The organism is Streptomyces sp. NPDC012769, from assembly GCF_042901205.1.
GTDB lineage: Bacteria > Actinomycetota > Actinomycetes > Streptomycetales > Streptomycetaceae > Streptomyces.
This window is the reverse complement of the sequence record NZ_JBIBCP010000004.1, coordinates 448545-473147: the sequence shown is the minus strand read 5'-3', so window position 1 is coordinate 473147 and position 24603 is coordinate 448545. Positions and strand designations below refer to the sequence as shown.

The 24603-nt window shown below is 71.7% G+C and carries 24 protein-coding genes; 13 read left to right on the top strand and 11 right to left on the bottom strand.

Features of this window, described 5'->3' with window-relative positions; genetic code table 11:
- Window positions 1–54: 54 nt before the first annotated feature.
- On the bottom strand, window positions 55–564 hold the full coding sequence (locus ACFY7C_RS23440) for a MarR family winged helix-turn-helix transcriptional regulator (protein WP_389653854.1): 510 nt from the start codon (window positions 562–564) through the stop codon (window positions 55–57).
- Window positions 565–807: 243 nt separating this feature from the next.
- Here ACFY7C_RS23440 and ACFY7C_RS23435 point away from each other — a divergent pair, with 243 nt between their 5' ends.
- Complete coding sequence (locus ACFY7C_RS23435; RefSeq protein ID WP_389653852.1) at window positions 808–1818, top strand: glycoside hydrolase family 6 protein; 1011 nt, start codon at window positions 808–810, stop codon at window positions 1816–1818.
- A 22-nt stretch (window positions 1819–1840) separates the two neighbouring features.
- Here ACFY7C_RS23435 and ACFY7C_RS23430 read toward each other — a convergent pair whose 3' ends face one another.
- The 5 genes from ACFY7C_RS23430 to ACFY7C_RS23410 all read right to left on the bottom strand — a co-directional run bounded on the left by ACFY7C_RS23430 (window position 1841) and on the right by ACFY7C_RS23410 (window position 7782).
- The gene (locus ACFY7C_RS23430; protein ID WP_389653850.1) at window positions 1841–3802 is read right to left on the bottom strand and encodes a galactose oxidase-like domain-containing protein; all 1962 of its coding nucleotides are present in this window, start codon (window positions 3800–3802) and stop codon (window positions 1841–1843) included.
- 3 nt (window positions 3803–3805) lie between these two features.
- Window positions 3806–5653 (bottom strand): glycosyltransferase family 2 protein, encoded by a 1848-nt coding sequence (locus ACFY7C_RS23425; protein ID WP_389653848.1) that lies wholly within the window; start codon window positions 5651–5653, stop codon window positions 3806–3808.
- A gap of 106 nt (window positions 5654–5759) precedes the next feature.
- A complete protein-coding gene (locus ACFY7C_RS23420) occupies window positions 5760–6398 on the bottom strand; it encodes a TetR/AcrR family transcriptional regulator (RefSeq protein ID WP_389653846.1) in 639 nt (212 codons plus the stop codon).
- Complete coding sequence (locus ACFY7C_RS23415; protein ID WP_389653844.1) at window positions 6395–7090, bottom strand: DUF4166 domain-containing protein; 696 nt, start codon at window positions 7088–7090, stop codon at window positions 6395–6397. The genes ACFY7C_RS23420 and ACFY7C_RS23415 overlap by 4 nt, the downstream gene beginning before the upstream one ends.
- Window positions 7087–7782: a hypothetical protein gene (locus tag ACFY7C_RS23410; protein ID WP_389653842.1), complete on the bottom strand. Its 696-nt coding sequence runs from the start codon at window positions 7780–7782 to the stop codon at window positions 7087–7089. The genes ACFY7C_RS23415 and ACFY7C_RS23410 overlap by 4 nt, the downstream gene beginning before the upstream one ends.
- 123 nt (window positions 7783–7905) lie before the next feature.
- Between ACFY7C_RS23410 and ACFY7C_RS23405 the strand changes: the two genes are divergently transcribed.
- A complete protein-coding gene (locus ACFY7C_RS23405) occupies window positions 7906–8346 on the top strand; it encodes a GNAT family N-acetyltransferase (protein ID WP_389653840.1) in 441 nt (146 codons plus the stop codon).
- An 8-nt stretch (window positions 8347–8354) separates the two neighbouring features.
- Here the strand turns inward: ACFY7C_RS23405 and ACFY7C_RS23400 are convergent, their stop codons facing one another.
- Window positions 8355–8648 carry an MTH1187 family thiamine-binding protein gene (locus ACFY7C_RS23400; protein ID WP_030553578.1) on the bottom strand — a complete coding sequence of 98 codons (294 nt, stop codon included), beginning with the start codon at window positions 8646–8648 and terminating at the stop codon, window positions 8355–8357.
- The gene (locus ACFY7C_RS23395; RefSeq protein ID WP_389653838.1) at window positions 8645–8989 is read right to left on the bottom strand and encodes a DUF3817 domain-containing protein; all 345 of its coding nucleotides are present in this window, start codon (window positions 8987–8989) and stop codon (window positions 8645–8647) included. The genes ACFY7C_RS23400 and ACFY7C_RS23395 overlap by 4 nt, the downstream gene beginning before the upstream one ends.
- A gap of 107 nt (window positions 8990–9096) precedes the next feature.
- Between ACFY7C_RS23395 and ACFY7C_RS23390 the strand changes: the two genes are divergently transcribed.
- From ACFY7C_RS23390 to ACFY7C_RS23375, 4 genes are all read left to right on the top strand, one after another.
- Window positions 9097–9735, top strand: coding sequence for an AIM24 family protein (locus tag ACFY7C_RS23390; protein WP_389653836.1), 639 nt, complete (start codon window positions 9097–9099; stop codon window positions 9733–9735).
- The gene (locus ACFY7C_RS23385; protein WP_389653834.1) at window positions 9735–10385 is read left to right on the top strand and encodes an AIM24 family protein; all 651 of its coding nucleotides are present in this window, start codon (window positions 9735–9737) and stop codon (window positions 10383–10385) included. Before ACFY7C_RS23390 ends, ACFY7C_RS23385 begins: the two co-directional genes overlap by 1 nt.
- Window positions 10382–11170: an AIM24 family protein gene (locus ACFY7C_RS23380; RefSeq protein WP_389653832.1), complete on the top strand. Its 789-nt coding sequence runs from the start codon at window positions 10382–10384 to the stop codon at window positions 11168–11170. Before ACFY7C_RS23385 ends, ACFY7C_RS23380 begins: the two co-directional genes overlap by 4 nt.
- A gap of 80 nt (window positions 11171–11250) precedes the next feature.
- Window positions 11251–11727 carry a MarR family winged helix-turn-helix transcriptional regulator gene (locus ACFY7C_RS23375; RefSeq protein WP_389653830.1) on the top strand — a complete coding sequence of 159 codons (477 nt, stop codon included), beginning with the start codon at window positions 11251–11253 and terminating at the stop codon, window positions 11725–11727.
- A gap of 79 nt (window positions 11728–11806) precedes the next feature.
- On the opposite strand, the gene meaB is transcribed toward ACFY7C_RS23375, so the two are convergent.
- Together meaB and ACFY7C_RS23365 are read right to left on the bottom strand one after the other, a co-directional pair.
- Window positions 11807–12763, bottom strand: a complete 957-nt coding sequence (gene meaB, locus ACFY7C_RS23370; RefSeq protein ID WP_389653829.1) for a methylmalonyl Co-A mutase-associated GTPase MeaB — start codon at window positions 12761–12763, stop codon at window positions 11807–11809.
- A gap of 31 nt (window positions 12764–12794) precedes the next feature.
- A complete protein-coding gene (locus ACFY7C_RS23365; RefSeq protein ID WP_389653827.1) occupies window positions 12795–13997 on the bottom strand; it encodes an acetyl-CoA C-acetyltransferase in 1203 nt (400 codons plus the stop codon).
- A gap of 137 nt (window positions 13998–14134) precedes the next feature.
- Between ACFY7C_RS23365 and mce the strand changes: the two genes are divergently transcribed.
- The 7 genes from mce (at window position 14135) to ACFY7C_RS23330 (ending at window position 24077) form a co-directional block, all read left to right on the top strand.
- Window positions 14135–14587 (top strand): methylmalonyl-CoA epimerase, encoded by a 453-nt coding sequence (mce, locus tag ACFY7C_RS23360; protein ID WP_352076229.1) that lies wholly within the window; start codon window positions 14135–14137, stop codon window positions 14585–14587.
- A gap of 212 nt (window positions 14588–14799) precedes the next feature.
- The gene (scy, locus tag ACFY7C_RS23355) at window positions 14800–19038 is read left to right on the top strand and encodes a polarized growth protein Scy (RefSeq protein WP_389654477.1); all 4239 of its coding nucleotides are present in this window, start codon (window positions 14800–14802) and stop codon (window positions 19036–19038) included.
- Window positions 19039–19152: 114 nt separating this feature from the next.
- Window positions 19153–20088, top strand: a complete 936-nt coding sequence (locus tag ACFY7C_RS23350; RefSeq protein ID WP_128984664.1) for a cellulose-binding protein — start codon at window positions 19153–19155, stop codon at window positions 20086–20088.
- A gap of 85 nt (window positions 20089–20173) precedes the next feature.
- Complete coding sequence (locus tag ACFY7C_RS23345) at window positions 20174–21151, top strand: ABC transporter ATP-binding protein (protein ID WP_389653825.1); 978 nt, start codon at window positions 20174–20176, stop codon at window positions 21149–21151.
- A 3-nt stretch (window positions 21152–21154) separates the two neighbouring features.
- Window positions 21155–21934, top strand: coding sequence for an ABC transporter permease (locus ACFY7C_RS23340; RefSeq protein WP_389653823.1), 780 nt, complete (start codon window positions 21155–21157; stop codon window positions 21932–21934).
- A 221-nt stretch (window positions 21935–22155) separates the two neighbouring features.
- Window positions 22156–23259 carry an ABC transporter ATP-binding protein gene (locus ACFY7C_RS23335; protein ID WP_389653821.1) on the top strand — a complete coding sequence of 368 codons (1104 nt, stop codon included), beginning with the start codon at window positions 22156–22158 and terminating at the stop codon, window positions 23257–23259.
- A complete protein-coding gene (locus tag ACFY7C_RS23330; RefSeq protein WP_389653819.1) occupies window positions 23256–24077 on the top strand; it encodes an ABC transporter permease subunit in 822 nt (273 codons plus the stop codon). The genes ACFY7C_RS23335 and ACFY7C_RS23330 overlap by 4 nt, the downstream gene beginning before the upstream one ends.
- 30 nt (window positions 24078–24107) lie before the next feature.
- On the opposite strand, the gene ACFY7C_RS23325 is transcribed toward ACFY7C_RS23330, so the two are convergent.
- On the bottom strand, window positions 24108–24434 hold the full coding sequence (locus tag ACFY7C_RS23325) for an ATP/GTP-binding protein (protein WP_389653817.1): 327 nt from the start codon (window positions 24432–24434) through the stop codon (window positions 24108–24110).
- Window positions 24435–24603: the final 169 nt, after the last annotated feature.

Genomic DNA, 24603 nt, shown 5'->3' with positions numbered 1-24603 from the left:
AACGGCACGTTCCGGGCGATCTTCCGCCGGGGGCCCGCCCGCCGGCGGGCCTCTTCAGCCCTCGTCGAAGTCGCCCGCCGACACCCGCAGCGGCCGCAGCATCGCGAAGATCTCCGCGCACTCCTCCGCGTCGTACGCGCCCAGGCCGAAGTCCATCGCCATCAGGTCGCGGGTGGCCGCCTCGACCACCTCGCGGCCCTTCTCGGTGATCGACGCCAGTGTCCCGCGGCCGTCGTTGGGGTTGGGCCGCTTGTCGACCAGACCGGACCGCACCAGGCGGTCGACCGTGTTGGTCACCGAGGTGGGGTGCACCATCAGACGCTCGCCGATCTTGGACATCGGCAGCTCCCCGGCCTTGGAGAAGGTGAGCAGCACCAGCGCCTCGTAACGGGCGAAGGTCAGCCCGTACGGCTTGACCACGGCGTCGACCTCGGCGAGGAGGATCTGGTGCGCGCGCATGATCGAGGTGATCGCGGCCATCGAGGGGACCGGCCCCCAGCGCTTCTGCCAGAGTTCGTCGGCGCGGGCGATGGGGTCGAACGGGAGACTGAGCGGCTTCGGCACGCGTCGACCTTACCCACTGGTCATATGGCGGTCAGCCGCGTCTCGCCTTTCGGTCGCCGGGACTTCGGCGGCGACGCTCTCGTCCGCCGACGGACGCCGCCGGGGATCGCCCCGGCGGTGTCGCAGCCGGACACCGACTGACCGCCATGTCAGGATGTCCCGGTCTGTCACGTGACGTCCGCGCGCTGTCGTGCGTCGTCCGCGCGGCTGCCCTGCCGTCCCGTAGCCGACCCTGGGGGCCGGATGTCCCGTCGTTCCCTTGCCACCGTCGTGCTCGCCGCCGCGCTGCTGCTCAGCGGATGCGGCGGCAAGGACGCGCCCGTGTCCCCGGTCGGGCCGCCGGCCGGGCGTGGTGAGGCGGCGCCCCCGACCGGCGGCTCACCGTTCTGGGTGGACCCGGACAGCGACGCGGCACGGCAGGTGAAGGAGTACGAGAAGCAGGGCCGTGCGGAGGACGCCACGATCATGAGGCGGATCGCGGACCGGCCGGTGGCCGAGTGGCCGGCCGGTGACGATCCCGTGCCGGACGTCACCAGGGCGGTGAAGGGCGCGGCGCCCGACGGGCGGACGGTGGTCCTCGTCGCGTACGACATCCCGCACCGCGACTGCGGGATGTACTCGGCGGGCGGGGCGCCCGACGCGCAGGCGTACCGGAAATGGGTGGACGCCTTCGCCTCCGCCCTCGGGGACGCGCCCGCGATCGTGGTCCTGGAGCCGGACGCGGTGCCGCACATCGTGGACGGCTGCACCCCGGCCCAGTACCACGACGAACGCCTCGAGCTGCTGGCCGGGGCGGTCGAGCGGTTCAAGCGGCAGCCGCGCACCCGGGTCTATCTGGACGCTGGCAACCCGGCCTGGATCGACGCCCCGGCCAAGCTGGTGGAGCCGCTGCGCCGGGCGGGCATCGGGCGGGCGGACGGCTTCGCCCTCAACGTGGCCAACTTCCAGACCGACGACGTGGTGCGCGGCTTCGGCGCGGGCCTGTCCCGGCTGCTCGGCGGCACCCACTTCGTCGTGGACACCAGCCGCAACGGCGCCGGCCCGCTGCCGGGCGACCGGGCGGATGCCTGGTGCAATCCGCCGGGCCGGGCGCTCGGTGTGCCGCCGACCGACCGGACCGGGGACTCGCTGGTCGACGCGTTTCTGTGGATCAAGCGGCCCGGTGAATCGGACGGCACCTGCCGGGGCGGCCCGGCCGCCGGGACCTGGTGGCCCGACTACGCCCTGGGGCTCGCGCGCCGCGCCAAGTCCTGACCCGCACCGGGCGGGAACAGCGTCACTCCACCTGGATCCACTTCGCCTCGGACGGGACCCCGTCCCGGTCGGTGACGAACAGCATGTACCAGCCGGGCGGCACCAGGGTCCGGTCGTCCGGCGCCTGGACGGTGACGCTCGTCCCGTCCGCGCCCTTGGTCAGGCGCAGTTCCACGGAGCGCTGTTCGACGTCGGTGGTGTGGGTGACGGCGCTCGGCCGCATCAGCCGGGCCTTGGCGATCCGGGCCGCGTCCTCGGTCCTGAAGGTGGCGCGGCCGTTCTGGTCGAGTTCGCTCGGGCCGTCGCCGAGGACCGGCCGGTCGGCGCCGCCGCGGTGCAGGGCGGGCGGGGTGAAGACCTCGATGCGCTGCTCGAAGGTGCCGAGCCTGGTGTTGTCGGCGTCGTCGAAGAGCGGGTCGGAGCCGAAGGTGGCGACCCGGCCGTCGGGCAGCAGCAGCGCGGCGGAGTGGTAGTTGCGGCCGACGGTGGGGTCGGCGGCGCGGGCGAAGGCGTTGGCCCTCGGGTCGTAGAACTGGGCCTTGAGGATGTCGCTGCCGCCGCGGCCCCGGTAGTCGCCGGAGCCGCCGCTGGTGAAGACGGTGTCGTCGGGCATGAGCACGCTGTTGAGGTAGCGGGTGCCCTGGGGCAGTGCGGGTCCGTCGCTGAAGACGGGGCTGTCCTGGGAGAGGTCGATGATCGAGGTGCGGGCGGTGGAGGCGGGCGACTCGCCGACCCCGCCCCCGCCGAGGACCATCACCTTCTGGTTCTGGACGGGCGGCAGCATGAGGGAGGCGGAGGTCTCCAGCTGGTCGGGGTCGGTGAGGCCGCGGAGCTTGGTGAAGGAGTTCTTCTTCAGGTCCCACAGGCCCGGTTCGCGGCCCTTGTCGGCGGGTCCGTAGCCGGCGTTGGAGCCGGTGTAGAGGAGTTTGCCGCCCTTGGTGAGGAAGAGCGCGGGGTAGGTGGGGAAGTAGCGGAAGGGCCCCTTGGACCACTTCTTGGTGGCGGGGTCGTAGATCTCGTTGTCGCCGGGGACGACGTCGCCGACGTCGTTGAGGCCGGAGACGGCGAGCACCTTGCCGTCCTGAAGGGTGACGAGGGTGGGGTACCAGCGGGCGTCCTTCATGGGGGCGACCGGGATGTAGCGCTCGGCCTTCGGGTCGAACTCGTAGGCGGCCTTGATGCCCTGGAAGTCCTGCTTCTCGGTGGTGAGCTTCTGGGCGAGGCCGTAGACGTTGTCGGCGTCGTCGCCCTTGAGACCGACGACCTCGTACTGCGCGGCCTCGGTGGTGAGGGCCTGGGGGCCCTCCTTCCTCGCCTCGACGAAGACCCGGACCTCGGCGGCGGTGACCTTGGTCTTCCAGGGCTTCATCTGGCCGCTCTTGAAGTACGAGATCTCGAACTCGCGCTTGGCCTTGGGGACGGTGACGTCGGAGGTGGAGACGTACTCGACGCCGGACGGGGAGCGGAAGACGGTGCCCTTCTTGAGGGTGACGGCCTTGTCGGGGCTCTCGTTCTTGACCCGCATGCCGCCGCCGGCCCGTCTGACCTCGCCGTCGAGGACCTCGTAGCGGGCGGTGCCGCCGGCGACCAGCAGCCGGCCGTCGGCGAGCTGGGTGTGTCCGGAGCAGAAGAAGTCCTCGGGGGTGGGGATGGTCTTGAAGGTGTTCTTCACCGGGTCCCACAGGACGGTGTCGAAGGTGCCGGCGTCGAACTTCTTCTGGTCGTTGCCGGAGCCGGCGATGAGCAGCACCTTGCCGGTGTGCAGCAGGGCCGCGTGGATGGCGTTGACGCGGTACCGCTCGGGGACGTCGACCACGGCCCAGGAGCCGTACTTCTTCTTGTAGCCGGGCTGGGCGATCTTGTAGGCGTGGTACTTCTCGGTGGCGAAGGAGACGACGGCGGGGGCGTTGAGGGCCGCGAGGACGATGACGGCACCGCTGCCGAACAGGGTCTTCTTGAACTGCTGGGACGGCCGGTAGGCCATGGCTCAGTTCCCTCCGGTCGTCGTGGGCGCGGCGGCGGGGCCGGCCGTGGGCGCGGTGGTGGACTTCGCGGGGGTGGTGACGAGGGTGACGCCCTGGGCGGCGTCGGCCCGGCCGCGGGCGCGGGCCCGGGCCCTGACCTGGGCGCGGAGCCGGACGCGCAGGGCCAGGCGGCGCTTGTCGCGCAGGACGGTGAAGGCCCACACGGCGATCGGGGCGAGGGCGATGACGAGGGCGAGGACCGCCCAGGTGCGCATGGCCGCGTGGGTGTGGCCGAGGGGGACGGAGGCGACGAGCGAGGCGACGAGGACCGCGGCCCAGAAGAGGTGGATGCGGAAGGTGAGGACGCGGTCGGGGCTGGCCTCGCCGCCCTTGGGGGTGACGACGAAGCGGCCGCGGGTGCGCAGGAGCGCCGATCCGAGGGACTTGAGGTAGATCGGGGCGGAGAGCGCGGACATCGCCATGCCGGCCAGGCCGCCCGAGCCCTCGGGTTCGTGGGGTGAGACGTTGTGGCGCCGGTTCCACAGGTAGAGGCCGATCTGGAGGGCGACGGCGTCGCTGTAGATCATCAGCCAGACCGAGGAGGAGACCTGGGTGCCGGAGGCGCCGAGCCACAGGAACAGGACGCAGGAGAGGATGCCGAGGAACCAGTTGACGGCCGTCATCGGGTAGTAGACGAGCATCAGCGTGTAGTTGAGGAGGCGGCCGGGCGGGGTGCGGAAGGGTGCCTTCCAGTACTGCTTGAGCAGGGTCTCGTAGGTGCCGCGGGACCAGCGCAGCTGCTGGGTGAAGAAGTCGGTCCAGGAGGCCGGTCCCTCCCCCACGGCGAGCACGTCGGGGGTGTAGACGGAGCGCCAGTGGCGGCCGGTTACCGGGTTCCTGCTGCGGTGCAGTTCGAAGCCGGTGGCCATGTCCTCGGTGATGGAGTCGTACAGGCCGCCGACCTGCTTCAGGGCGGCGACGCGCATGACGTTGTTGGTGCCGACGAACATGGGGGCGCGGTAGCGGTTGCCGGCCCGCTGGATGAGCGCGTGGAAGAGGAACTGCTGGGACTCGGCGGCCTTGGTGACGGCGGAGGTGTAGTTGCCGTAGACCTGCGGTCCGACGACGAAGGCGACGTCCGGGTCGCGGAAGTAGCCGAGCATCCGCTCCAGGAAGTTCGGCAGCGGCACGTGGTCGGTGTCGACGGAGGCGAAGAAGTCGTAGCCGTCGCCGTGCATGGCGAGCCAGGCGTTGTAGTTGCCGTGCTTGGTACGGGCTTTGTGGACGCCCTTCGCGCGGTTCCACTCGGGGACGCCGGCGCGGGTGAAGTGGCGGACGCCGAGCTCCTCGCACAGCGCCTTGGCGGTGGTGTCGTCGCCCTCGTCGAGCAGCCACACGTCGAGGGGGCCGTCGTGGCGCAGCCGTACGGCGCCTTCGAGGGTGGCCCGGACCATGGAGAGCGGTTCCTTGCCGGGCACGTAGGTGGTGAGGAAGGCGACCCGGGTGCCGGGCTCGGGGCGGACGGGTACGGGGTCGCGGGCCACGAGGGTGGCGTGGGCGATCGAGGCGACGTTCACCAGCATGAAGAAGCAGATGAGCCCGATCGACACGAGCATCACGGTGTCGAAGCGGACCAGCCACCGTTCCCCGCCCTCGCGGACGGTCCAGTGGCTCGGCCAGACCAGGTAGACGAGGAGCAGCGCGGAGAGGACGGGCGCGAGCCCCATGAGGAGGACGGCGCGTATTCGGTGCGGCTCCTTCGCGAGCAGGCTCCGGTACCGCACCGTGTAGGCGCCTTCCCCCGGGTCCGGGTCCGTGAGGGGACCGGCGAGTCGGCTGTAGGTGTCGTAGTCGTAGCCTCCCGGCCGCACGGTGCCTCCAGCTGTCGTCGAACGGGTCGATAGCCCCACGAAAGGGGACATTCAACGGCGTGTCGACTGGAGGCGTCCGAGTGAGGGGTTTTCCGCGTGAGGGGTTTTACGAAAGAGCACTCCTTCGGCGCAGCGCGTACCGCACGGCCTTCTGGGTGACCGGACCCAGCTCGTCGAGCGCGGCCATCAGACCGCCCAGGTGTTCGAGCACGTCGAGGGCGGCGTCCGCGCCCGCCGGGTCCACCCCCTCGTACAGCTCGATCCCGACGAAGGAGGCCGCGAGGGCCCGGGCGAGCCCGGCCGGGTCGACGAGCCCGTCGAGCGGGCCGCCGGCCAGCACCCGCCGCAGCACCTGTTCGATCTCCGCGATCCACAGGTCGAGCCCGGCGGCCGTGGCCGGGGCGAGCCGCGGATGGGTCTGCGCCCCGGCGAGCAGCTGCCCGAGCACGGCGACATGGCCGGCCGCGCGCTCCTCGGCGTGCATCTCGCGCCCGAACGCGAGGAGTTCGGAGAGGCTGCCGACCGCGCGCAGCCGTTCGCGATGCCGGGCCACCCGCTGCTCGGCGCCGTGCCGGCAGGCGGCGGCGAGCAGCTCGTCGACCGAACCGAAGTGATAGAAGATCAGCGCCTGGTTGACGCCCGCGGCGGCGGCCACGGAGCGGGCCGAGGTCTTGGCGATGCCCTGCTCGACGAGGCTGCGCAGCGCGCCCTGAAGGAGCCTGGCCCGGGTGTCCTCCGCGCTCACGCCCGCACCTCCTCGCGGACGGGCCGCAGCCCCTGACGTACGCCGCGTTCACGGACGGGCGCGTACGAGGCCGTGAAGGACCCCTCGTAGCCGAACAGCGGCCCCACGTAACGGTTGACGACCCGCACCCGGATGCGGAAGCGGCCGGTGCGCTCGTCGAAGGACTCCCGCACCTCCGCGTCCCCGCCGATCAGTTCGGGCACCCGCAGATCCAACGGGCCCTCACGGAAGCGGTGTTCGCCGGAGCGGATCAGCAGCGAACCGTCCGGCTCGGCGGTCATCCGCAGTTCGCTGGCGAGGTGCTGGTGGGTGCCGAGGTAGTCGAGCACACAGCCGCGCGCCGGGCTGTGCACCATCGTGGCGTCGAACCGGCGCGGCCCGCCGGGCAGCGCGAAGGTCCGCACGAAGGTGACCGTCTCCCGCCCGTACGAGTCGAGGTACGGGGTGTTCTCGATGACGAAGGGCACGTCACGGCCGGTGCGCGGCAGCAGGATGTTGCGGGTGCCGCCGAGCGCGAGGAACGGCCGCAGGAGCGGCCCGGTGACTCCCCTGCCGTGCCAGATCCGGTCCATGACGCCCCGCCCGACGCACAGTTCGCCGCTCGCGAGCCCGACCGAGAAGCGCCGCCGCAGCTCCGGATGCAGCCGCTCGAAGGCGGCGTCCCCCATGGCGGCGCGGAAGATGGAGGTCATGGCCTCTCCAGGGTGGCGAGGAGCCGCGGCGCACGACTCCGGTCGGGCGGGGTGCGCCGACAGCGGCGGGCGGCGGGCGTCCGCGGCGACGGCGGTACGAGGAGGGCGGCGGCGCAGGCGACGGCCAGGGCCACCGGATGCGGGGCGCAGAGGGCCACGAGCAGGGCCCGGACGGCGAGTTCGAGGAGCCAGTGGGCGCGGGCGCGCTCCGGGGTGAGACCGTGCTCGCACCACAGCCGCAGCCGGTCGAAGGACCAGGCGGTCGCCCACCCCATCAGCGGCCGGACGACCAGCCGGTCGGCGACCCGGCCGAAGCGGCCCCAGCGCGGCCGGTAGTCGTAGCCGGTGAGGAACCGGATCCCGTCCTCCCCCGGCACGTACCGCCAGTAGCCGCTGCCCTCGGCGAGCGGCGACAGCGGATGCGGCGAGGCGAACCGCAGGGCGGACACCCGGTCGCCGCCGGCCCGGTGGCGCTCCCCCGCGGAGACACCGGTGCCGGCGACGGCCGGAAAGGGCGGCACGCGCACGGCGTACCGGAACCGCCGGGGTCCGTCCTCGACGCCCGGCCCCACCGGCAGGTACGCGATCTCGGTGAACCGCAGATCCCACCGCTGGTGCTCCGCCGGGTCCTGTGTCCGCTCCCAGAGCGTGTCCAGGTCGACGCGGACGCGCGTCTCGACGTAGAGGCCCATGACTGTGCCCTTCCCCCGTTTTGAGCGGCCGCTCAAAACGGCGCTCACCGAGGACAGTAGCGACTTTTGAGCACATGCTCAAGATCGAACGCGGGTTCGTGTGCGCGTGTCAGACTCTGCGGCATGGCGAACGATCACACGCGGCCGAAGCTCAGCGTCGGCCACCGCGACGCGGCGCTCGACGAGCGGCTGTCCCAGGGACTCGACGAGATCAACTTCCCCGCCACCGGCACCACCGCCGCCGATCAGGGCACGCTGACGGTGAAGGTCGTCGACGAGGCCGGCGAGATCGTGGGGGGCCTGTCCGCCTGGACGTGGGGCGGACTGCTCGGCATCGAGATGCTCTGGGTCCGCGAGGACAGCCGCGGCGACGGCTGGGGCGGCGAGCTCCTCCTGGCCGCCGAGGAGGAGGCCCGCCGCCGGGGCTGCGACCGCGCCTGCGTCTCCTCGTTCACCTTCCAGGCCCCGGCGTTCTACCAGCGGCACGGCTACGTCGAGACGGGCAGGACCCTGGGCATCCCCGGCGGAGCCGAGGACGTCCACATGTACAAGAAGCTGGCCTGAGGCGGACCTCAGGCCCCCAGGTGGCGCTCCACCGTCTCGACCTTCGAGGTCAGACCGTCGGTGACACCGGGCCGGATGTCGGCCTTGAGGACGAGGGAGACGCGCGGGGCGCGCGCCTCCACGGCGGCGACGGCGCGCTTGACGACGTCCATGACCTCGTCCCACTCGCCCTCGATCGACGTGAACATCGCGTCGGTGCGGTTCGGCAGGCCCGACTCGCGCACGACCCGGACCGCGTCGGCCACGTACTCGCCGACTTCCTCCCCCACGCCCAGCGGGGTCACCGAGAACGCGACGATCACGCGTTCACCGTGCCCTCGCGGCGGGCGCGGGAGGCGATCACCGCGGCCTCGGCCTCGCGCTTCAGCTTGCGCTCGGCGAAGAAGCCGCCGAAGGGCAGGACGGAGAGGACGAAGTAGAGCGCCGCGGTCGTGAAGGACCACTTGGTGCGGTTCCAGGCGTCCAGCCAGAAGAGCACGTAGAGGATGAACAGGATGCCGTGGATCGCGCCCATCACCGGCACCGCGTTGAAGTCCGTGGTCCGCTTCAGCACCGAGCAGACGAGCAGGAGCAGGAACGACACGGCTTCGGGCGCGGAGACGAGCCGGAGCCGGTGCAGGGAGGAAGCGGTCTTGATGTCCACGACAGGGGTCACCTTCGTTCGATCTTGTGAACGGATGCACAAGGGCCGTTCCATTGTGCATGGGGACTTTGCTGTCTCTTTATCCGGGGGGCAAGTACCGTCCCCTCGTGGCAACGTTCCGACTCCAGGGCAGCAAAGTGCTCGCCGTGACCATGACCGGCGACGCCGTCAAGGCGAAAAACGGCTCGATGGTCGCCTACGACGGCCAGATGGCCTTCAAGAAGATGTCCGGTGGCGGTGAGGGCCTGCGCGGCATGGTGACCCGCCGCCTCACCGGTGAGCAGATGGAGGTGATGGAGGTCCGCGGGCAGGGCACCTGCTGGTTCGCCGACCGCGCCTCCGAGATCAACCTGGTGCAGCTGCACGGCGACAAGCTGTTCGTCGAGGCGAGCAATCTGCTGTGCACCGACGCCGGGCTGCGCACCGGCACCAGCTTCACCGGTCTGCGCGGCGGCGCCACCGGCAACGGCCTGTTCACCACGACCGTCGAGGGCACCGGCCAGGCCGCGATCATGTCCGACGGCCCGGCGGTCGTGCTCCGGGTGACCCCGCAGTACCCGCTGTCCGTGGACCCCGGCGCGTACATCGCCCACCAGGGCAACCTCCAGCAGAGCTTCCAGTCCGGTGTGACCTTCCGCACGTTCATGGGCGAGGGCGGCGGCGAGGCGTTCCAGATCCGCTTCGAGGGCGACGGGCTCGTGTACGTCCAGCCGAGCGAGCGGAACACGATCGGTGGGGATGTCTGATGCCGTTCCGTGAGATCAACTCCAAGATGGTCGAGGCCACGGTCGTCCCGGGGCAGCGCATGTTCAGCCAGCGCGGCGCGATGCTGGCGTATCGCGGCGACGTCACTTTCACGCCGAACATCGCCGGCGGCCAGGGCGGCCTCGCGTCGATGATCGGTCGCCGGGTGGCCGGCGAGGCGACCCCGCTGATGACGGTCGAGGGCAACGGCACCGTGATGTTCGGCCACGGCGGGCACCACATCCAGGTCATCGCCCTGACCGGCGACACCCTGTACGTGGAGGCCGACCGGCTCCTCGCCTTCGACGGCACCCTGGAGCAGGGCACCATGTTCATGGGCTCGCAGGGCGGCGTGATGGGCATGGTGCGCGGTCAGGTGACCGGCCAGGGCCTGTTCACGACCACGCTGAAGGGTCACGGCTCGGTGGCCGTGATGGCGCACGGCGGGGTCATCGAGCTGCCGATCGCGCCGGGCCGTCCGGTGCACGTGGATCCGCAGGCGTACGTGGCCCATCACGGGGACGTGCGCAACAAGCTGTCCACCGCGCTCGGCTGGCGCGACATGGTGGGCCGAGGCTCGGGCGAGGCGTTCCAGCTGGAGCTGAGCGGAAGCGGTGCGGTGTACGTCCAGGCCTCGGAGGAGAAGCTGTGAGCGCCCCGGTGATTCATGACCCGATGACGCTGCCGTCGGACGACAACGTCAATCCGTACACCTTCTGCGTGGAGCTCAAGGGCTCCCAGTGGTTCCTGCAGAAGGGCAAGATGATCGCCTATTACGGGCGGATCGAGTTCAACGGGATCGGGCACGGCCGGCTCGACCGGCTGGTGCGCACCTCCTTCCACTCGCCGCTGCACGCGAGCGACTGGGTGGTGGCGGAGGGCAGCGGCAAGATGCTGCTCGCGGACCGGGCCTTCGACGTGAACTCGTTCGACCTGGACGAGGGCAACCTGACGATCCGTTCGGGCAATCTGCTGGCCTACCAGCCGTCGCTGGCGCTGAAGCAGTCGATCGTGCCGGGTTTCGTGACGCTGATCGGCACCGGCAAGTTCGTCGCCGCGTCCAACGGTCCGGTGGTCTTCATGGAGCCGCCGCTGCGGGTGGATCCGCAGGCCCTGGTGGGCTGGGCGGACTGCCCCTCCCCGTGCCACCACTACGACCACGGCTACATGACGGGCGTGATGGGCGGCGTTCGGGCGCTGACGGGCATCGGGGGCACCTCGGGCGAGGAGCACCAGTTCGAGTTCGTGGGGGCGGGCACGGTGCTGCTCCAGTCGACGGAGCTGCTGATGGCGGAGCGGGCGATCGGGGGGCCGGGCGGACAGCCGGGCGTACCGGGCGGCGGTCCGGGAGCGCATGGATCCGGCCAGGGCGGGGCGGGTTCGGTACCGCGTCTTCCCGGTCAGCTCGGGGACCTGCAGCGTCGCTTCGGCCTGTGAGCGGTAGTCTGCGGAGAGTGACGCGTCGAACACACTCCCAGAATTCGTCAAGTATTCAACTTCTTAGGTAGAATCCATATATGGAGACCGAGACGGCCACCCCCTGGCTCACCGATACCGAGCAGTGCGCCTGGCGCACGTATCTGGACGTCAACAGAATGCTGATGTACCAGCTGGAGAAGGACCTCCAGCCCTTCGGCCTGACGATCAACGACTACGAGATCCTGGTGAACCTCTCGGAGTCGGCGGAGCGGCGTCTGCGGATGAGCGACCTGGCTTCGGCCACCCTCCAGTCCAAGAGCCGGCTCTCCCACCAGATCACCAGGATGGAGAACGCCGGCCTCGTCCGGCGCGAGAACTGCGAGTCCGACCGGCGCGGCCTGTACGCGGTGCTGACCGACCAGGGCATGGAGACCATGCACAAGGTCGCCCCGCACCACGTGGAGTCGGTCCGCAAGCACTTCATCGACCAGCTCAGCCCGGAGGCCCTCGGCGACCTCCACGAGTCGCTGAAGCCCATCTCCGAGCAGCTGCGCGGACGGCGCGGCAAGCCGTGACCCGGCCGACCTGACACATTCGACGCACATGTGAGAAGGGCCTTCCCGGTCGTCCGGGAAGGCCCTTCTCACACACGGCCTAGTTGCCCGTCAGGCTAGCGACCAGTTCGTCGGAGGCCGCGTACGGGTCGAGGTCGCCGGCCGTGATGCGCTCGGCGAGCGCGTCGAGGCGGCGGTCGCCGTGCAGGTCGCCGATCCGCTCGCGCAGGGCCGTGATCGTGATCGTCTCGACCTCGCGGGCCGCGCGGGACCGGCGGCGCTCGGCGAGGACGCCGTGCTCCTCCATCCACGCGCGGTGCTTCTCCAGGGCCTCCACGACCTCGTCGACGCCCTCGCCGCGCGCCGCGACCGTCTTCACGATCGGCGGCCGCCAGTCGCCCGGGGCGCGGGCCTCGCCGAGGCCCAGCATGTGGTTGAGCTCGCGGGCGGTGGCGTCGGCCCCGTCCCGGTCGGCCTTGTTGACCACGTACACGTCGCCGATCTCCAGGATGCCCGCCTTCGCGGCCTGGATGCCGTCGCCCATGCCCGGCGCGAGCAGCACCACCGAGGTGTCGGCCTGGGAGGCGATCTCCACCTCGGACTGGCCGACGCCGACGGTCTCCACGAGGATCACCTCGCAGCCGGCCGCGTCCAGGACGCGGATGGCCTGCGGGGCGGCCCAGGCGAGGCCGCCGAGGTGGCCGCGGGTCGCCATGGAGCGGATGTAGACGCCCGGGTCGGAGGCGTGCTCCGACATCCGCACCCGGTCACCGAGGAGCGCGCCGCCGCTGAACGGCGAGGACGGGTCGACGGCGAGCACGCCGACCCGCTTGCCCGCCCTGCGGTACGCGGAGACGAGCGCCGAGGTCGACGTGGACTTGCCGACGCCGGGCGAGCCGGTCAGGCCCACCACGTAGGCGCCGCCCGTGAGCGGGGCGAGCGCCGCCATCACCTCGCGCAGCTGCGGGGACGCCCCCTCCACGAGCGAGATCAACCGGGCCACGGCACGCGGCCGGCCCTCCCGTGCCTGGGCGACCAGAGCGGGGACGTCCACCATCAGTCGAGCTCCTTGCGCTTGCGTAGGTGACTTACTTACCCGGGACGCGGAGGATCAGCGCGTCGCCCTGACCGCCGCCGCCGCACAGGGCCGCCGCGCCCACGCCGCCGCCGCGGCGCTTGAGCTCCAGGGCCAGGTGCAGCACCACGCGGGCGCCGGACATGCCGATGGGGTGGCCGAGCGCGATGGCGCCACCGTTGACGTTCACCTTTTCGGGGCTGACGCCGAGGTCCTTCATTGACTGGTGGGACACCGCGGCGAAGGCCTCGTTGATCTCGATCAGGTCGAGGTCCTCGACCTCCAGGCCCTCCTTCTTCAGGGCGTGGCGGATCGCGTTGGACGGCTGCGACTGGAGGGAGTTGTCCGGTCCCGCCACGTTGCCGTGGGCGCCGATCTCGGCGATCCACTCCAGGCCGAGCTCCTGGGCCTTGGCCTTGCTCATCACGACCACGGCGGCGGCGCCGTCGGAGATCTGCGAGGAGGTGCCGGCGGTGATGGTGCCGTCCTTGGCGAAGGCCGGGCGGAGCTTGCCGAGGGACTCGACGGTGGTCTCGCCGCGGATGCCCTCGTCCTGGGAGAAGACGACCGGCTCGCCCTTGCGCTGCGGGATCTCGACCGGGGTGATCTCGGCCTCGAAGATGCCGTTCTTCTGGGCGGCGGCGGCGCGCTGGTGGGAGAGGGCGGCGATCTCGTCCTGCACGTCGCGCGGGATGCCCAGACGGGTGTTGTGCTTCTCCGTGGACTCGCCCATGGCGATGCCCTCGAAGGAGTCGGTGAGGCCGTCGTACGCCATGGCGTCGAGCATCTCGATGGCGCCGTACTTGTAGCCCTCGCGGGACTTCGGCAGCAGGTGCGGGGCGTTGGTCATGGACTCCTGGCCGCCGGCGACGACCACGTCGAACTCGCCCGCGCGGATCAGCTGGTCGGCGAGCGCGATGGCGTCGAGACCCGAGAGGCACACCTTGTTGATGGTGAGGGCGGGGACGCCCATCGGGATGCCGGCCTTGACGGCGGCCTGGCGAGCGGGGATCTGCCCGGCACCCGCCTGGAGCACCTGGCCCATGATCACGTACTGCACCTGGTCGCCGCCGATGCCGGCGCGGTCCAGGGCGGCCTTGATGGCGAATCCGCCGAGGTCGGCGCCGGAGAAGGACTTGAGCGAGCCCAGCAGGCGACCCATGGGCGTGCGGGCGCCCGCGACGATCACTGAGGTGGTACCGGTCGTTCCAGACATGAGGCACGGCCCCTTGGGATGAGGAGTGAACGAGGGTTTACGTTCAATGTACTGAGCGGTGCGTCACCGGGTCACCGGCCTGCCGGTGTGATCGCGCGCACGTTGCGTAACCATGCTCCCGGCGCTGCACTGGAGGCATGCTGACGCGAATCGACCACATCGGGATCGCCTGCCGGAACCTCGACGAGACCGTCGAGTTCTACCGGGCCACGTACGGCTTCGAGGTCTTCCACGAGGAGGTCAACGAGGAGCAGGGCGTGCGCGAGGCCATGCTCAAGATCAACGAGACCTCCGACGGCGGGGCCTCCTACCTCCAGCTCCTGGAGCCCACCCGGGAGGACTCCGCGGTGGGCAAGTGGCTCGCCAAGAACGGCGAGGGCGTGCACCACATCGCCTTCGGGACGGCGGACGTCGACGGTGACGCCGAGGCCATACGCGGCAAGGGCGTCCGGGTGCTCTACGACGAGCCGCGGATCGGCTCCATGGGCTCCCGCATCACCTTCCTCCACCCCAAGGACTGCCACGGCGTGCTGACCGAACTGGTCACCTCGGCGAAGCCGTCGGCTGACCACTCCTCAGCGGAGCACTGACCTCCGGATTCCCGGCCCGGTAGAGTGGGCCACTCCGGGCCGGGGCCGGTCGGGGCCGTGTGCGCACGGCACCGAAGTCGGGATGTCGGGGTCGTCCGATCTGCCACGATTCCCCGGGGGGCCGTTCTGTCCGGTGAACGGTGCTCGTTGGAGTTGCGAGCAGGGTTGGGGTCTCCCCTGCTCGGAGAGCTCGGGGAAGGATGGACCGCGCAGTGCGGGGCTACGAACGCCAGGAGAGCCACCGAGCTGAAGACGACCATCTTTCGCGGTTCGAAGCCGAGATGGAACGGCTGAAGAAGGAGCGAGAGAAGGCCGTCCAGCACGCCGAGGACCTCGGTTACCAGGTCGAGGTGTTGCGCGCCAAGCTCCACGAGGCGCGTCGCACCATCGCGACCCGGCCCGCCTACGACAGCGCGGACATCGGCTACCAGGCCGAACAGATGCTGCGCAACGCGCAGATGCAGGCCGAGCAGTTGCGCCAGGACGCCGAGCGCGAGCTGCGCGAGGCCCGTGCCCAGACGCAGCGGATCCTCCAGGAGCACGCCGAGCAGCAGGCCCGCCTCCAGGCGGAGCTGCACAACGAGGCCGTCCAGCGCCGCCAGCAGCTCGACCAGGAGCTGAGCGAGCGCCGCCAGACCGTCGAGTCGCACGTCAACGAGAACGTGGCGTGGGCCGAGCAGCTGCGCGCCCGCACCGAGGCGCAGGCCCGGCGTCTGATGGAGGAGTCCCGCGCCGAGGCCGAGCAGTCGCTCGCCGCCGCGCGCGCCGAGGCGGCCCGGATCGCCGAGGAGACCCGTCGCCGGGTGGGGTCCGAGGCGGAGGCGGCCCGTGCCGAGGCCGAAGCGATTCTGCTGCGTGCCCGCAAGGACGCCGAGCGACTGCTCAACGCCGCCTCCAGCCAGGCGCAGGAGGCCACCAGCCACGCCGAGCAGCTGCGTTCCTCCACCACCGCCGAGACCGAGCAGGCCCGCCGTCAGGCCGCCGAGCTGTCCCGGGCGGCCGAGGTGCGCGTCCAGGAGGCCGAGGAGAAGCTGCGCGAGGCCCGTACGGAGGCCGAGCGGACCCTCGCCGAGGCCAAGGAGGCGGCGGCCAGGCAGCTCGCCACCGCCGAGTCCGTCAACGAGCAGCGCACCCGCACCGCCAAGACGGAGATCGCCCGGCTCGTCGGCGAGGCCACCAAGGAGGCCGAGGCCCTCAAGGAGCAGGCCGAGGAGAAGCTGCGCGAGGCGACCGCCGAGGCAGAGAAGCTGGTCACGGAGGCCGCCGAGAAGGCCCGTACGGTCGCCGCCGAGGACTCCGCCGCCGCGCTCGCCAAGGCCGCCCGCACGGCCGAGGAGGTCCTGAGCAAGGCGTCGGTGGACGCCCAGGAGACCACCCGCAAGGCCGCCGAGGAGGCGGAGCGGATCCGCCGCGAGGCCGAGGCGGAGGCCGACCGGCTCCGCCTGCGGGCCGAGGAGCAGGCCGACGAGCTGCTCGGTTCGGCGAAGGACGACACCAAGGAGTACCGCGCCAAGACGGTCGAGCTGCAGGAGGAGGCGCGCCGGCTGCGCGGCGAGGCCGAGCAGCTGCGCGCGGAAGCCATCGCCGAGGGCGAGCGGATCCGCGGCGAGGCCCGGCGCGAGGCCGTCCAGCAGATCGAGGAGGCGGCGAAGACCGCCGAGGAGCTGCTGACCAAGGCCCGCAAGGACGCCGACGAGCTGCGCACGAGCGCGGGCGCCGAGAGCGAGCGGGTGCGGGGCGAGGCCATGGAGCGGGCGCAGACGCTGCGCACCCAGGCCGAGGAGACCCTGGAGCGGACCCGCGCCGAGGCCGAGCGGATGCGCGCCGAGGCCGAGGAGCAGGCCGAGTCGGTCAAGGAGGCGGCGGAGGCCGCCGCGGCGCGGCTGCGCGCGGACGCCGAGCGGGCCGCCGCGGCCCGGCAGGCGGAGGCCGCCGAGGAGCTGGCCCGGCTGCACACCGAGGCCGAGACGAAGCTGTCGACGGCCGGTCAGGAGTTGACGGACGCGCGCGCCGAGGGCGAGCGCATCCGCCGCGAGGCCGCCGAGGAGACCGAGCGGCTGCGGACCGAGGCCGCCGAGCGGATCCGTACGCTCCAGGCGCAGGCCGAGCAGGAGGCCGAGCGGCTGCGGACGGAGGCGGCGACGGACGTGGCGGCCTCGCGCGCCGAGGCGGAGGCGGTCGCGCTGCGGCTGACCTCCGAGGCGCAGACCGAGGCCGAGCGGCTGCGCTCCGAGGCGCAGGAGACCGCCGACCGGGTACGGGCCGAGGCCGCGGCCGCCGCCGAGCGGGTCGCCGCCGAGGCCGCGGAGGCGCTGGCCGCCGCGCAGGAGGAGGCCAACCGGCGCCGCCGGGAGGCCGAGGAGACGCTGGACTCGGCCCGTTCCGAGGCCGGCCGGGAGCGCGAGCTCGCCCGCGAGCAGTCCGAGGAGCTGCTGGCCTCCGCCCGCAAGCGGGTCGAGGAGGCGCAGGCCGAGGCGCACCGTCTGGTCGAGGAGGCGGACGCCCGGGCCACCGAGATGGTGTCGGCGGCCGAGCACACCGCGCAGGAGGTGCGCGACTCGGTCGCGGGTCTGCGCGAGCAGGCCGAGGAGGAGATCGCCGGGCTGCGCAGCGCCGCCGAGCACGCGGCCGAGCGCACCCGTACCGAGGCGCAGGAGGAGGCGGACCGGGTCCGCGCCGACGCGTACGAGGAGCGGGAGCGGGCCACCGAGGACGCGAACCGGGTCCGCGAGCGGGCCCAGGAGGAGTCCGAGGCGGCGAAGGCGCTGGCCGAGCGGACGGTCACGGACGCGCTGGCCGAGGCGGAGAAGCTGCGGACGGACACCGCCGAGTACGCGCAGCGGGTACGGACCGAGGCGACGGACGCGCTGGCGTCGGCCGAGCAGGACGCGGCCCGCACCCGTGCGGACGCCCGCGAGGACGCCAACCGGATCCGTTCCGAGGCGGCCGCCCAGGCGGAGACGGTGGTCGGGGAGGCCCGCGCGGAGGCGGAGCGGATCGGCGCCGAGGCCGAAGAGGTCCTCGACGAGGCCCGCAAGGCCGCCGACAAGCGCCGCGCCGACGCCGCGGAGCAGGCCGACACCCTCATCACCGAGGCGACGGCGGAAGCCGAGCGCATCGGCGCCGAGGCCGAACGGCTCCTCACCGAGGCCGAGCAGGTCAAGGCCGACGGCGAAGCCGAGGCCGAAGCCCTCCGCGCCGCCGCCCGCGCCGACGGCGAACAGGTCCTCGACGAGGCCCGCAAGGCCGCCGACAAGCGCCGCGCCGACGCCGCCGAACAGGCCGACACCCTCATCGGCGAGGCGACGGCGGAAGCCGAGCGGCTCACGACGGAGGCCGCCGAGCTGCTGGAGTCGACCGAGCAGGAGGCTCTGCGGCTGCGGACCGAGGCCGAGCAGGTCAAGGTGGACGGCGAGGCGCACGCGCAGGCGCTGCGCAGTGCCGCCCTCGCGGACGCCGACCGGATCCTGGACGAGGCCCGGCAGGCCGCCGACAAGCGCCGCGCCGACGCCGCCGAGCAGGCCGACGCCCTCGTGGGCGAGGCGACGGCGGAAGCCGAGCGGATCGCCGCCGAGGCCGCGCGGGTCAAGGCGGAGGCGGAGGCCGCGGCCGAGGAGATGCGGGCGGACGCACGCGCCGAGGCCGACCGTACGCTCGACGAGGCCCGGGAGGCCGGCGCGAAGCGGCGGGCGGACGCGGCCGAGCAGGCCGACCAGCTGATGGCCAAGGCCCAGGAGGAGGCGCTGCGCGCCACCACCGAGGCGGAGACCCAGGCGGACACGATGGTCGGCGCGGCCCGCAAGGAGGCCGAGCGGATCGTCGCCGAGGCGACCATCGAGGGCAACTCGCTGGTGGAGAAGGCGCGTACGGACGCCGACGAGCTGCTGGTCGGGGCGCGCAGCGACGCGACGGCCATAAGGGAGCGGGCGGAGGAGCTGCGGGCCCGGGTCGAGGGCGAGATCGAGGAGCTGCACGAGCGGGCGCGGCGCGAGACGGCCGAGCAGATGAAGACGGCCGGCGAGCGCGTGGACAAGCTGGTGAAGGCCGCGGAGGAGCAGCGGGCGCAGGCCGAGGAGAAGGCCAAGGAGCTGGTCTCGGAGGCGAGTTCCGAGGCGAGCAAGGTGCGCATCGCCGCCGTGAAGAAGGCCGAGGCGCTGCTCAAGGAGGCCGAGCAGAAGAAGGCGTCGCTCGTCGCCGAGGCGGAGCGGATCAGGGCGGAGGCCGAGCGCGAGGCCGAGGAGACGGTCTCGGAGGGCAAGCGCGAGCTGGACGTGCTGGTGCGCCGGCGCGAGGACATCAATGCCGAGATCTCCCGTGTCCAGGACGTCCTGGAAGCGTTGGAGTCTTTCGAGACGCCGTCGGGCGGGGACAAGTCCTCCGCCCGGGAAGGGGCCAAGGCAGCCGCGTCCGCGGGGGCCACCCGTTCGGGTGGCAAGTCCTCCGACGGCTAGCCACTCAAAAGGCTGGACATTCTCCAGATCAAACGGGCATACGCTCGATGACACGCCGCTTCGACCCCTAGGATTCCCCCTAACACCTCACCGGTCTCATTCGACAGGAACCCCATGAGCGACACTTCCTCCCCCTTCGGCTTCGAGCTCGTGCGGCGTGGTTACGACCGCGGTCAGGTGGACGACCGCATTACCAAGCTCGTCGCCGACCGTGACAGTGCTCTGGCCCGAATCACCTCTCTGGAAAAGCGCATCGAGGAACTGCACCTCGAAACGCAGAACGCCCAGGCGCAGGTCACCGACGCCGAGCCGTCGTACGCCGGTCTCGGCGCCCGCGTCGAGAAGATCCTCCGGCTGGCCGAGGAGGAGGCGAAGGACCTGCGCGAGGAGGCCCGTCGCGCCGCCGAGCAGCACCGCGAGCTGGCCGAGTCGGCCGCCCAGCAGGTGCGCAACGACGCCGAGTCGTTCGCCGCCGAGCGCAAGGCGAAGGCCGAGGACGAGGGCGTCCGGATCGTCGAGAAGGCGCAGGGCGAGGCCAACTCGCTGCGGGCCGAGGCCCAGAAGGACGCGCAGTCGAAGCGCGAGGAGGCCGACGCGCTCTTCGAGGAGACCCGCGCCAAGGCCGCCCAGGCCGCCGCGGACTTCGAGACCAACCTGGCCAAGCGCCGCGAGCAGTCGGAGCGCGACCTGGCCTCGCGTCAGGCGAAGGCGGAGAAGCGCCTCGCCGAGATCGAGCACCGGGCGGAGCAGCTGCGCCTGGAGGCCGAGAAGCTGCGTACGGACGCGGAGCGCCGGGCCCGCCAGACGGTGGAGACCGCGCAGCGCCAGGCCGAGGACATCGTGGCCGACGCGAACGCCAAGGCGGACCGGATCCGCAGCGAATCGGAGCGCGAGCTGGCGGCGCTGACGAACCGCCGCGACTCCATCAACGCCCAGCTGACCAACGTCCGCGAGATGCTGGCCACGCTGACCGGTGCCGCGGTGGCCGCGGCCGGCTCCCCGATCGACGACGAGCGGACCGCCGGCGTCCCGGCCCAGCAGACGCGCTGACCGGGCTTCCCGGGCAGAGCCGACGCGAAAAGACCCCCCGTCACTCCGGTGGCGGGGGGTTTTGCGTGCCCTTAGGTTGGTACGCATGATCGAGCTTGAGGGCCTCACCAAGCGCTTCGGGCAGAAGACCGCGGTCGACCATCTCACCTTCACCGTACGGCCGGGCGTGGTCACCGGCTTCCTGGGGCCGAACGGGGCGGGCAAGTCGACCACGATGCGGATGATGCTGGACCTGGACAACCCGACGAGCGGGACGGTCCGGATCGACGGCAGGCACTACCGGGAGCTCCAGGAGCCGCTGAAGTACATCGGGGCGCTGCTCGACGCCAAGGCGATGCACGGCGGCCGCTCCGCGTACAACAACCTGCTGTGTCTGGCCCAGTCGAACCGCATTCCGCAGCGGCGGGTCGGCGAGGTGCTGGATCTGGTGGGTCTGACGCCGGTCGCGAGGAAGAAGTCGAAGGGCTTCTCGCTCGGCATGGGGCAACGGCTGGGAATCGCCTCGGCGTTGCTCGGTGATCCCGAGATCCTGATGTTCGACGAACCCGTCAATGGTCTGGACCCCGAGGGAATTCACTGGATCCGCAATCTGATGAAGGCGCTGGCCGCCGAGGGAAGAACGATCTTCGTTTCCAGCCATCTGATGAGTGAAATGGCGCTGACGGCCGATCATCTGATCGTCATCGGGCAGGGAAAGCTGCTGGCCGACACGTCGATGGCGGATTTCATCCAGCAGAATTCGCGGAGTTACGTGCGACTGCGCTCTCCGCAGCAGGAACGACTGCGGGACGTGCTGCACAGGGGAGGTTTTGTCGCCGTCGAGGCGGGCGGCGGAGTCCTGGAGGTCGACGGGACGACGACGGAGAAGCTGGGCGAGCTGGCGGCCGCGCACCAGATCGTGCTGCACGAGCTGAGCGCCCAGCGGGCCTCGCTGGAGGAGGCCTTCATGCAGATGACGGCGGGCGCGGTGGAGTACCACGCGCACGGGACGGACATCCACGGCGGCGGGCAGGCCGCGCGCACAGGCGGGCCCCGCTGGGGCGAGAGCTTCGAGGGAGCCTGATCGATGGCAGCGGCGACCGCGGTCCTCCAGTCGGAGTGGACCAAGATCCGGACGGTCTCGTCGACGGTGTGGACGCTGGCGTGCGCCCTGCTGGTGACGGTGGCGCTGAGCGCGGCGCTGTGCGCGCTGATGAGCTCGGAGTTCGACGACCTGTCCGCGGTGGAGCGGGCGACCTTCGACCCGACCTTCCTCAGCTTCTCGGGGATGGTGCTCGGGCAGCTGGCGATGGTGGTCTTCGGCGTCCTCGTGGTGGGCACCGAGTATTCGTCGGGCATGATCCGCACCTCGCTGGCCGCCGTTCCGCAGCGGGCGAGCTTCCTCTTCTCGAAGATCGCCGTGGCCGGGGCGCTGGCCCTGGTGGTGGGGCTCGCGACCAGCTTCCTGTCCTTCTTCCTCGGCCAGGCCCTGCTCGGGGAGCACCGCACCACGCTCGGCGCGGACAACGTGCTGCGGGCGGTGATCGGCGGCGGGCTCTACATGGGCCTGATCGCGATCTTCTCGATGGGTGTGGCGACGATGCTGCGCTCCTCGATGCTGTCGCTCGGCATCCTGGTGCCGTTCTTCTTCCTGATCTCGCAGATCCTGTCGGCGGTGCCGAAGGCCAAGGAGGTCGCGCGCTACTTCCCGGACCAGGCCGGCTCCAGGATCATGCAGGTGGTCCCTGACGCGATGGGCTCCGAGACGGCGCCGTACGGCCCGTGGGGCGGCCTCGGGATCATGCTGCTCTGGGTGGCGGCCGCGCTGGTCGGCGGCTGTCTGGTGCTGAAGAAGCGCGACGCCTGAAGGGGCCCTGACGGCGTCTGACGGGCCCCTGAGACGTCCCCCACGCGCCCCCGAGAAGTCCCCGACCCGCCCCTGAGATGTCCCTGGTCCAACCCCCAGGTCACGATTTACGCATCGGCGGAACCGTGAACGGCTGGATAAGCTCTTCGCTCGTACGGGGGGCTCCGGTCGCACGGCCGTGACGCCCCGACGACGACCTGACCTGTCGATGGGGCTGGAGAATGATCGAGGCAGTCGGCCTGACGAAGCGCTACGGCGCCAAGACGGCCGTGTACAACCTTTCCTTCCAGGTGAGGCCCGGGCTCGTCACGGGCTTCCTGGGCCCCAACGGCTCGGGCAAGTCGACGACCATGCGCATGATCCTCGGCCTCGACCGGCCGACGTCCGGGCACGTCACGATCGGCGGGCACCCCTTCCGGCAGTTCCCGAACGCGCCCCGGCAGGTCGGCGCGCTGCTCGACGCGAAGGCCGTGCACGGCGGGCGCAGTGCCCGCAACCACCTGCTGTCGCTGGCCCAGCTCGCCGGCATCCCGGCCCAGCGGGTCGACGAGGTGCTCGGCGTGGTCGGTCTCCAGGACGTCGCCCGGCGCCGCTCCAAGGGCTTCTCGCTCGGCATGGGCCAGCGGCTCGGGATCGCGGCGGCGCTGCTCGGCGACCCCCAGGTGCTGCTCTTCGACGAGCCGGTCAACGGCCTCGACCCGGAGGGCATCCTCTGGGTGCGCAACCTGATGAAGAAGCTGGCCGCCGAGGGCCGGACCGTCTTCGTCTCCAGCCATCTGATGAGCGAGATGGCGCTGACCGCGGACCACCTGATCGTGATCGGCCGCGGGCAGCTGCTCGCGGACATGAGCGTGAAGGACTTCATCTCGGCGAACTCGGCGGACTTCGCCCGGGTGCGCACCCCGGGGACCGAGCCGCAGCAGCGGGAGAAGCTGACCGCGGCGCTCACCGAGGCCGGCGCCGGCGTGCTGTCCGAGCCGGACGGGGCACTGCGGGTGACCGGGCTGCCGCTGCCGCGGATCAGCGACCTGGCGCACGAGGCGGACGTACGGCTGTGGGAGCTCTCCCCGCACCAGGCGTCGCTGGAGGAGGCGTACATGCGGATGACGCAGGGCGCCGTGGACTACCGCTCCACCGACGACCGGCTGGCCCACCTCCAGGCGCCGCAGCCGCAGCCGCACCCGCAGCAGCCCGACGGGTACGTGATCCCGGAGGTGCCGCAGCAGGGCTGGTACGCCCCGCCGCCGCCCGGACAGAACCCGTACGCGCAGAACCCGTACGCGCAGAGCCCGGACCAGAGCCAGAACCCCGAGGACGCCCGATGACCACCCCGCCGCCGACCCCGTACGCGTACGTCTCGCCCATCCCGGTCCGCAAGGCGCACCTCGGTGACGCGCTCGCCTCGGAGTGGACCAAGATCCGCTCGGTGCGCTCCACGATGTGGACGGTCGGGATCATGGTGCTGCTGATGCTCGGCCTCGGCCTCGGAGTGGCCGCGGTCGCCGCCGCCTCGTCCGCGGAGATGTCGGAGGAGCCCGCGCTGGGCCTCGGCTTCTTCGGCATGCTGCCGGCCTCGATCTGTGTGATGACCCTGGGCGTGCTCAGCATCAGCTCCGAGTACGGCACCGGCATGATCCGTACGACGCTGACCGCCTGCCCGAGCCGGTCGCGGGTGCTCACGGCGAAGGCGATCGTCTTCTTCGCGCTGGTGTTCCTGCTCGTCACGGTGATGGCGGCGGTGGTCGGCGCGGCCCAGGTGGCCATGGTCGACGCGGCCGAGCCGACCGGCGCGCAGTGGCTGCGGGCCACCGTGGGGGTGGGTCTTTTCCTGGCGCTGCTCGGGCTGCTGGCGATGGGTGTCGGCGCGATCATGCGGCACTCGGCGGGCGCGATCACGGTGATGATCGGCGTGCTGCTGCTGCCGCTGGTGGCGGCGCTGTTCATGTTCTCCCAGGCGCTGCGCTCGGTGCAGGAGGCGCTGTTCATGTACGCGATCCCGTCGCAGATGATCGCGCTCTACAGCGACGCGGCACCGTTCAACGACCAGGGCCCGGCCGGCTGGGAGCCGGTGCTGATCATGGCGGGGCTCACGGCGGCCGTGCTCGGCGGCGCGTTCGCGCTGCTCAACAGCCGGGACGTCTAGCCGGCCGGGGCCCGGTCCGCCGGGCCCCGCTCAGTACCGAGGCGCGTTGCGGGACCGCTGCACCCGGGTGGTGCGGCGGTCCTTCGCGTTCCAGCAGGCCTTGTGCCAGTGGCGGCGGTCGTCGACGCCGCCGTACTGGGGCCAGGCCACCACGTGCGGGGCGCCGGCCGGGATCTCCTGGTCGCAGCCCGGGCAGCGGTAGCGCTTGCCGGGCGCGCTCGCCCCGGCCACATGGCGCACGCACCACTCCTCGCCCTGCCAGGCCTCGGTGCGCTCGGCGCCGCCGTACCGGTCGCCCGGATCGCCCTGCTGAGCCGGCTTCACGCCGCCACGGGGGCGGTTGTGGCGCGGGGACACTTCGACACCTCACTGGGGGGTACGGGAACACGGACGGTTCCGTCCAGCGTACGGGCCGCGACGGGGTGGCTTCTCCCCCACCCGTCAGGGATCAGCGGAAAATCGCAAGAACTTCATGAACGGCCGTTGCCTTTGGCACGTGTCAGACGTTGTTGCCAGTACGTGGGGA